At 63.0% G+C, this 7,979-nt stretch carries 9 protein-coding genes; 4 read left to right on the top strand and 5 right to left on the bottom strand.

Annotated elements, in window-relative coordinates; genetic code table 11:
* Nucleotides 1-182: 182 nt before the first annotated feature.
* Together B3C64_RS00450 and B3C64_RS00455 are read right to left on the bottom strand one after the other, a co-directional pair.
* On the bottom strand, nucleotides 183-1,880 hold the full coding sequence (locus B3C64_RS00450) for an NAD+ synthase (protein WP_291532970.1): 1,698 nt from the start codon (nucleotides 1,878-1,880) through the stop codon (nucleotides 183-185).
* A gap of 109 nt (nucleotides 1,881-1,989) precedes the next feature.
* Nucleotides 1,990-3,138, bottom strand: a complete 1,149-nt coding sequence (locus tag B3C64_RS00455; RefSeq protein WP_291532971.1) for a M20 metallopeptidase family protein — start codon at nucleotides 3,136-3,138, stop codon at nucleotides 1,990-1,992.
* Between the two features lie 176 nt (nucleotides 3,139-3,314).
* Between B3C64_RS00455 and B3C64_RS00460 the strand changes: the two genes are divergently transcribed.
* The 4 genes from B3C64_RS00460 (at nucleotide 3,315) to B3C64_RS00475 (ending at nucleotide 6,839) form a co-directional block, all read left to right on the top strand.
* A complete protein-coding gene (locus B3C64_RS00460) occupies nucleotides 3,315-4,127 on the top strand; it encodes a Cof-type HAD-IIB family hydrolase (RefSeq protein ID WP_291532979.1) in 813 nt (270 codons plus the stop codon).
* A 203-nt stretch (nucleotides 4,128-4,330) separates the two neighbouring features.
* Nucleotides 4,331-5,176 (top strand): MetQ/NlpA family ABC transporter substrate-binding protein, encoded by an 846-nt coding sequence (locus tag B3C64_RS00465; protein WP_291532972.1) that lies wholly within the window; start codon nucleotides 4,331-4,333, stop codon nucleotides 5,174-5,176.
* A 108-nt stretch (nucleotides 5,177-5,284) separates the two neighbouring features.
* Nucleotides 5,285-6,157 carry a methionine ABC transporter ATP-binding protein gene (locus B3C64_RS00470; protein WP_291532973.1) on the top strand — a complete coding sequence of 291 codons (873 nt, stop codon included), beginning with the start codon at nucleotides 5,285-5,287 and terminating at the stop codon, nucleotides 6,155-6,157.
* Between the two features lies 1 nt (nucleotide 6,158).
* Nucleotides 6,159-6,839 (top strand): methionine ABC transporter permease, encoded by a 681-nt coding sequence (locus B3C64_RS00475; RefSeq protein ID WP_291532975.1) that lies wholly within the window; start codon nucleotides 6,159-6,161, stop codon nucleotides 6,837-6,839.
* Between the two features lie 238 nt (nucleotides 6,840-7,077).
* On the opposite strand, the gene B3C64_RS00480 is transcribed toward B3C64_RS00475, so the two are convergent.
* From B3C64_RS00480 to B3C64_RS00490, 3 genes are all read right to left on the bottom strand, one after another.
* Complete coding sequence (locus tag B3C64_RS00480) at nucleotides 7,078-7,332, bottom strand: GatB/YqeY domain-containing protein (protein WP_349679937.1); 255 nt, start codon at nucleotides 7,330-7,332, stop codon at nucleotides 7,078-7,080.
* The gene (locus B3C64_RS00485; RefSeq protein WP_422652885.1) at nucleotides 7,238-7,534 is read right to left on the bottom strand and encodes a GatB/YqeY domain-containing protein; all 297 of its coding nucleotides are present in this window, start codon (nucleotides 7,532-7,534) and stop codon (nucleotides 7,238-7,240) included. The genes B3C64_RS00480 and B3C64_RS00485 overlap by 95 nt, the downstream gene beginning before the upstream one ends.
* Entirely contained in the window at nucleotides 7,531-7,968 is a 438-nt protein-coding gene (locus B3C64_RS00490) for a uracil-DNA glycosylase family protein (RefSeq protein WP_291532981.1), read from the bottom strand. The genes B3C64_RS00485 and B3C64_RS00490 overlap by 4 nt, the downstream gene beginning before the upstream one ends.
* Nucleotides 7,969-7,979: the final 11 nt, after the last annotated feature.

Genomic DNA, 7,979 nt, shown 5'->3' on the forward strand with positions numbered 1-7,979 from the left:
CTATGTGCATGGTAGGCCGTTTCGTGAAAAACGGGTCCGCGATGCGCCTGACGCGTATCGCGGACCCGTGGAAATCCGATTCGACGGCGTTCGGCGGGGCGCCGCCGCGGTGCCACGCCTTCACCCGCCCCGCGCCGTGGCCGCACGTGGGATCAAAGCGCGGCCACGGCATCAATCCCGTTCTACTCGCGGAACGCGTTGGTGACCGGCAGACGGCGGTCGCGGCCGAACGCCAGCGCCGTCACCTTCGGGCCCAGCGGGTACTGGCGGCGCTTCCATTCGGCGCGGTCCACCAGACGCATGACCGTGTCGACGGTTTTCTCGTCGAAACCGTCGGCGAGCAGATCGGCTCTGCCATGCGCGTGTTCGATGTACATCGCCAGCACTTGGTCGAGCAGGGCGTATTCGGGAAGCGAATCCGAATCCTTCTGTCCCGGGCGCAATTCGGCGGACGGCGCCTTCTCGATGGAGTTCACCGGGATCATCACGCCATCGGGCAGCGGGACGCCCGCGCTCCCCTGCTCGTTGCCGACGATATGCAGTCCGCCGATGCCCATCCCCGCGGCAGCGGCCTTGTTGCGCCAGCGTGAGATCTCCCATACGCGGGTCTTGAGCAGGTCCTTGATCGGCGCGTAGCCGCCGACCGCGTCGCCGTAGATCGTGGAGTAGCCGCATGCCAGTTCCGACTTGTTGCCGGTCGCCACGGCCAGCAGCCCCTTCGAGTTCGAGTACGCCATGACGATCACGCCACGGATGCGCGCCTGCAGGTTCTCCGCGGCCACGCCTTCCAGCTCCAGCTGCCCCTGGAACGCGTTGAACAGCGGTTCGATCGGCTGGATGTCGTAGTGGGCGCCGATGTTGCGCGCCAGATCGGCCGCGTCGTCCTTGGAGCCGTCGGACGAGTACATGCTCGGCATGGAGATGCCATGCACGTTCTCGCCGCCGACCGCGTCGGCGGCCATGGCCGCGACGAGCGCGGAGTCGATGCCGCCAGACAATCCCAGGCATACGCCGCGGAAACGGTTCTTGGCCATGTAGTCCTTCAGTCCGAGCACGCACGCGGTGTATACCTCCTCGTCCGGATCGGGCTTGGCCGCGATCGTCGAGGCCTTTTGGCGCGCGGAGACGGTGTCCAGGTCGAAGAAGCTCAGGTCCTCCATGAACATCGGCGAGCGTTCCAGCAGCGTTCCGTCGGCGTCGACGACGAAGCTGCCACCGTCGAAGACCAGATCGTCCTGGCCGCCCACCTGGTTGACGTAGACCAGCGGCGCGTCCACTTCGGCCGCGCGGCGTACCGCGAGGTCGAGGCGCGTGTCGGTCTTGCCTTCCTCGTATGGCGAGCCGTTCATGGTGAGCAGCAGGTCGATGTTCTCCTTGGCGAGTTCGGCCACCGGGCCGCCGTCCTGCCAGATGTCCTCGCAGATGGCCACGCCGATGCGGGCGCCGTCCACGTCGAGGACGACGGATTTGTCGCCGGGGCTGAAGATGCGGAATTCGTCGAAGACGCCGTAGTTCGGCAGGAAGTGCTTGTCGTATCCGGCCCATACCACGCCGTCGTGCAATACGACGAGGCGGTTGCGTGGTTTGGAGGTCTCCCGGTCGGTGCCCACGGTGCCGACCGCCACGTACAGGTCGCCGAGCCCGTCGGCCTCCAGTTCGGTGGCGAGCCAGTTGGCCTTGTCCCATGCGGCTTTGCGGAAGGTGGCGCGCAGGGCGAGGTCCTCGATCGGGTATCCGGTCAGGGTCATTTCGGGGAACACGACGACCTGGGCGCCGTGTTTCGCGGCGAGGTGCGTGTAGCGCATGACCTTGTCGGCGTTGTCGTTGAGATTGCCTACGCAGGTGTCGATTTGGGCGAGTGCGAAACGAATGTCTGTCATGGTCTCCAGCTTAGTGCGGGTATTGGTCGTGGTCCTTGTGGTTGGGTTGTGGCCGGGTTCCGCGATCGCGGTTCGCGGAACCGCGGATCCGGAATCGCGAACCGCGCTCTCACGCGAGTTCGTTCAGCACCGTCAACGCCGCGTTCGCGTAGAATTCCACGCCGGTCTGCAGCGATTCATCGAGTCCGACGAAATGCGGGCTGTGCCAGTCCGGGCATCCTTCCTCGCCGTTGGAGCCGATGAAGGCGAACACGGGCAGGGTGACCGGCATGAATTCGCAGAAGTCCTCGCCCGCCATGGAGGGGTGGATGGGTTCGAGCTGCGCGTATTCGCGCACGTTGTTCGCGACGATCTTGGACAGATCAGTGTCGGAGACGAGCGGATCCTGGAAATCGTCCCAGTCGATGTCGGCGGTGATGCCGTAGCCGGCGGCGATGGAGTTGACCTGGTCCTTGAAGCGGCGGCCCACGAGTTCGCCATCCGACTTGTGGAAGTAGCGCACGGTGCCTTGGAAGCTGGCCTTGTCGGGCACGACGTTCCACACGTGCCCGCCGTGCAGCTCGGTGATGGACAGCACCAGCGGATGGAACGGCGACACGTTGCGGCTCACGATGGTCTGCAGGGCGAGGACCATCGTGGCGAGCGCCTCGATCGGGCCGGTTCCCTTGTGGGGATATCCGGCATGCGATCCGGTGGCGTGCAGGGTGACGTGGAATTTCACGCAGCCCGCCATCATGGGTTCCGGCCCGACGGCGATCTGCCCGGGCGCGTAGTTGGGGTTGTTGTGCGCGCCGATCGCGGCGGACACGTCGGCCAGAAGACCGGCGTCGACCATCGACTTCGCTCCGAGACCGGTCTCCTCGCTGGGCTGGAACAGCAGTTTGATGGAGCCCTTGATGCGCTTGCGGTGCTTGGCGAGCCAGAACGCCGCGCCCAGCAGATACGACATATGCAAATCATGCCCGCAGCCATGCATCACGCCATCGTTGACGGACGAGAATTCGAGACCGGTGTCCTCCTGGATCGGCAGACCGTCGATGTCCGCGCGCAACGCGATGCGGGGGCCGGGCTGTTCGCCGCGAATCAACGCCACCACGCCGGTCTCCAAAGGATTGTTGAGGATCTCGATGCCGTGCGCCCGAAGGAGCTTCTCGATGTACGCGCTCGTCTCGTACTCCTTGAAACTGCGCTCGGGGTGCGCGTGCAGCCAATGCCGGATCCCGATGATTTCCGGCGTGATCTCGATGTTTTCACTCATAGCTGACGATTGTAGGCGCATCAACGCGCTCCACACACCCCACGTCCGAGATTCACCGCGTCTTCCCCGCATGCGCGGCAACGATGCGCATGAAACGCCTGTAAACTTGGGAACGAAATCCCAACACTCCAATCATGGAGACCACGAACCGACACCACGCGGAAAGACGAGAACACATGGATGTCACGCACGCCCCGGCAATCAAAGCCGCCTTCTTCGACATCGACGGCACCCTGACCAGCTTCACGACGCACGAGGTGCCGGAATCGACCATCGAAGCGCTGCGCGCGCTACGCCGCAACGGCATCAAGATCTTCATCTGCTCCGGGCGCGCGCCCTCGTACATGGGCGTGGTGCTCGACACCGTCCCCGTCGCATTCGACGGCATAGTCGGACTCAACGGCCAATACTGCACCACCGACGACGGACTCGACTACCAACACCCCATCGACCAGACCGACGTGGAACGCATCACCGACTGGCTCGACAAGCATCCGGACGTAATCGCCAACTACGCGGAAAGCGCCTACGGCTACTTCAACCGCACCAACGAAACCATGGAACGCACATGGAAAAGCCTCGGCAAAACCGCGCCGAAAATCGACATCCACGAACCACACGAACGCATCGCCGACCACCGCACCTTCCAAATCAGCCCCTACGTCGACGAACGAACGGAACAGGAAATCGTCGAGCTCTGCGCCAACGTGCGCGGCGTACGCTGGCACCCCGCGTTCACCGACCTCATCCCCGCCGACGGCGGCAAGGCGGCCGGCATGCAGGTCATGCTCGACCACTATGGATGGAACCGCAACGACACGATCGCATTCGGCGACGGCGGCAACGACGTCGACATGCTGCGCTTCGCCGGAATCGGCATCGCCATGGGCAACGCCACCGAAGAACCCAAAAACGCCGCCGACTACACCACCGACACCGTCGACGACAACGGCATCGCGAACGCACTACGACATTTCGGCATCATCTGACCACGCAAAACACCACCAACCGTAAAAAATCCCAAACCGCATCTTCCACAACAGCACGAAAACCAACCCCCATCGCACCACCTATAAATAATTCCGATAATCAACCGCCGTGTTGCGCACGGCAAATCCTCTATATTGGTCAATCGTTGGCCTGCGGCATCGACCGACAGGCCGGAAAGCGAAACTGAGAGAGGAACTCAACCATGCGCAACAAGAAGATTCTCGGCGCACTGCTCGCCGTCACCGCGCTCGCATCCCTTGGCCTGTCCGGATGCGGCGGCTCCAGCTCCAACACCGCCACCTCCAAGGAGGACGACAAGACCATCACCGTGGCCGCCACCCCGACCCCGCACGCGGAGATTCTGAACAAGGCCGTCAAGCCGATCCTCAAGAAGGACGGCTACAAGCTGGTCGTCAAGGAGTTCACCGACTATGTGCAGCCGAACACCGCCACCGAGGAAGGCGAGGTCGACGCCAACTACTTCCAGCACAAGCCGTACCTCGACAACTTCAACAAGGAGAAGGGCACCCACCTGGTGTCCATCGAAGGCATCCACTTCGAGCCGTTCGGCCTGTACCCGGGCAAGACCAAGACCCTCGACGCGCTGCCCGACGGCGCGACCGTGGCCGTGCCGAACGACGCCACCAACGAGGCCCGCGCATTGCTGCTGCTGCAGGACGCCGGACTGATCAAGCTCAAGGACCCGAAGGACATCAACTCCACCACGAAGGACATCACCTCCAACCCGAAGAACCTGCAGTTCAAGGAGCTTGAGGCCGCCGTCGTGCCGACCGTGATCAAGGACGTCGACCTCGCGGCACTGAACGGCAACTATGCCATCCAGGCCGGCTTCGACCCGACCAAGGACACGCTGGCCACGGAAAAGGTCGGCGGTCTGGCGGCCAAGACCTACCAGAACATCCTGGTGGTCAAGGAAGGCAACGAGAACACCGCCAAGACCAAGGAGCTCAAGAAGGCCCTGCGTTCCGACAAGGTGCGCGATTACATCAAGAAGACCTACAAGGGCGCCGTGCTGCCGGTCTTCTGATTCATATTCACGGCGACGCCTGAATTCAATGCCGCAGGATAACATGCATGTCCTGCGGCATTTTTCTTCGCCACGACCATCGATACCGGAAGTAGGAGCGGACACAATATGATTCAAATCGAACATCTGCACAAAAGCTACGGCAGGGGTGCCGAGGCCCACGAGGTGCTGCACGACATCAACCTGACCATCGATTCGGGCGAGGTGTTCGGCATTCTCGGTTCCTCCGGAGCGGGAAAGTCCACGCTGGTGCGCTGCATCAACCTGTTGGAGCGCCCCACGTCCGGCAAGGTCCTCATCGACGGCCGAGACGTCACCGACGCGCAAGGCAAGGAACTCGCCGAGGTGCGCTCCGGAATCGGCATGATCTTCCAGAACTTCAGCCTGTTCCAGCAGCGCACCGTGCTGCGCAACGTCACCTTCCCGCTGGAGCTCAACCACACACCGAAGGCCAAGCGCGAGGAACGCGCCCGTTACCTGCTCGACCTAGTCGGCCTCAAGAACCTCGCCGACCGCTACCCCAGCCAGCTTTCCGGTGGCCAGCAGCAGCGTGTGGCAATCGCGCGGGCGCTGGCGAACAACCCGTCCATCATGCTGTGCGACGAGGCGACCAGCGCGCTCGATTCGACGACCACCGCGCAGATCCTCGACCTGCTGCGCCGCATCAACCGCGAGCTCAACGTCACGCTGGTCATCATCACGCATTCGTTGTCGGTGGCGCGCAACATCTGCGACCGCGTGGCCATGATCGACGGCGGGCAGATCGTGGAGCTCGGCGACACGGAGGAGCTGTTCGCCAATCCGCAGAGCGACATCCTGCGCACGCTGATCGCCGACGCGGAGGTGTCGGACCACCGTCATGGACATGCCGGAGCCGCGACGGCGCAGCATGCCGGCGCGGCCGAATCCAACAATGCCGATCATGACGCGAACCAGAGCAACGCCGCGCCCCAGGACGGCAACCAGCGAGAGGTGAAGTGATATGGGACAGATTATTTCGCAATTCATCGCCGACTACGGCGAGCTGCTCGTCGAGGGCGTGCGCGACACGCTCATCATGACCGCGGTGGCCACTTTCCTGGCGTATGTGATCGGTCTGCCGGTCGGCGTGCTGCTCATCACCTCCGCGAAGAAGGGCATCCGCCCGAACGCGCCGCTCAACACGGTGCTCGGTTGGATCGTGAACATCGTGCGTTCGGTGCCGTTCATCATCCTGCTGGTCGCCCTGATTCCGCTGACCCGCCTCATCGTCGGCACTTCGCTCGGCGTTCCGGGCGCGATCGTGCCGCTGGTCGTCACCGCGGCGCCGTTCGTGGCCCGCGTGGTCGAACAGTCGCTCGCCGAGGTGGACGGCAGTCTGGTCGAGGCCGCGCAAAGCTTCGGCGCGAGCAACCTGCAGATCGTGTTCAAAGTGCTGCTGTTCGAAAGCCTGCCGTCGCTGATCCGAGGCGCCGCGTTGACGTTCATCACCCTCTTCGGCTTCTCCGCGATGGCCGGCACCGTGGGCGCGGGCGGCCTGGGAGACATCGCCATTCGATACGGCTACCAGCGTTACCAGTATGACGTGATGACCGTCGCCGTTGTGCTGTGCGTGGTGCTTGTGCAGATCGTGCAGACCGTCGGCGACGCGGTGTCGAACGGCATCGACCACCACGAGCGCTGATTCCATGCCGTGGACGGCATACCACGTCTGCGGCGCCGAATAACGATCGGCATAAGAAATGGGATGGTCGGACGCAAACATAATCGTTTGTGTCCGACCATCCCATTTCTAGTTATATATTGCACGGGGCGTGCGCATTGCGCGACGGCAAATGAAACCAGGCGAACGCGTTTCATCGGCATTCGCTACTGGAATCTCCGGGAATCCTGTTCTTCCGCCACGCCTCCCTACCGTTTCCTCACTTGTTGAGTTCGGCCTTGACGAGGCCTGCCAGCTTGCCGCCGTCGACGGTCTTGCCCGCGAGCGCAGCGCGGGCGGCCTTGATGACGCGGCCCATGTCCTTGGGGCCTGCCGGGTTCACTTCGGCCACTGCGTCGGCGATGGCCTTGGCGTAGTCCTCATCGCTTGCTGCGGCGGGCAGGAAGGTCTCCAGGAAGTCGGCTTCGGCGGTTTCGGGAGCCGCCTTGTCGGCCAGTCCCTTGTCTTCGTACAGTTTGGCGGTTTCGCGGCGGGTCTTGACGCCCTTCTGGATGACNNTTCAGCACTTCCTCGTCGGTGGCTTCGTGGCCGTTGGCGATCTCCATGTTCTGAATGTCGGCCAACGTCAGGTTGATCGGATTCAGCTTGGCCTTGTCCTTAGCCTTCATCGCGGCGATTTTGGCCTTCTTCAGCGTATCCTTCATTGACATGTTCATTCCTCTTTTCCAGAGTATTCGATTGTCGTCTTAATACTACGATAGGCGTCCACCAGTTGCGGCAGGCCGGTTCTCGCGTTGGCCGGACTGGTGGATGGCAGCTGGGTCATGGGCAGTTCCTCCGGACCGTATCCCAACGTTTCGAGATGCGGTTGGCAGAGTCTGCGGTAGAGTTGCGAGGCCTTGGCACCGGTGGCGAACACGTGGGTGATGCGTGAGCGCGCGATGATCGAGGCGATGTCGTTGGGTTTCGCGTTGCGGATACTGGCGTCGCTGGCTCCGACGATGTCGCAAGACGCGATGACGTCCCACAACGCGATATGGTGGCGCAACGCGAACCGTCTGCGTCGCTCGACAAGCGCCGCCGTCCGGCGTTCGGCACTGTCCATTCCGGATAAGATGCCCTTGTTCCGCGAATCACCGGTGCCATCGATGTCATTCGGGC

It is taken from the genome of Bifidobacterium sp. UBA6881 (assembly GCA_002451435.1).
Classification (GTDB): domain Bacteria; phylum Actinomycetota; class Actinomycetes; order Actinomycetales; family Bifidobacteriaceae; genus Bifidobacterium.

Bases quoted from the DNA above. Each gene is read 5' to 3' on its own strand.
- B3C64_RS00450 (WP_291532970.1), bottom strand. From the start codon at position 1,880: ATGACAGACATTCGTTTCGCACTCGCCCAAATCGACACCTGCGTAGGC.
- B3C64_RS00455 (WP_291532971.1), bottom strand. From the start codon at position 3,138: ATGAGTGAAAACATCGAGATCACGCCGGAAATCATCGGGATCCGGCAT.
- B3C64_RS00475 (WP_291532975.1), top strand. From the start codon at position 6,159: ATGGGACAGATTATTTCGCAATTCATCGCCGACTACGGCGAGCTGCTC.
- B3C64_RS00460 (WP_291532979.1), top strand. From the start codon at position 3,315: ATGGATGTCACGCACGCCCCGGCAATCAAAGCCGCCTTCTTCGACATC.
- B3C64_RS00465 (WP_291532972.1), top strand. From the start codon at position 4,331: ATGCGCAACAAGAAGATTCTCGGCGCACTGCTCGCCGTCACCGCGCTC.
- B3C64_RS00470 (WP_291532973.1), top strand. From the start codon at position 5,285: ATGATTCAAATCGAACATCTGCACAAAAGCTACGGCAGGGGTGCCGAG.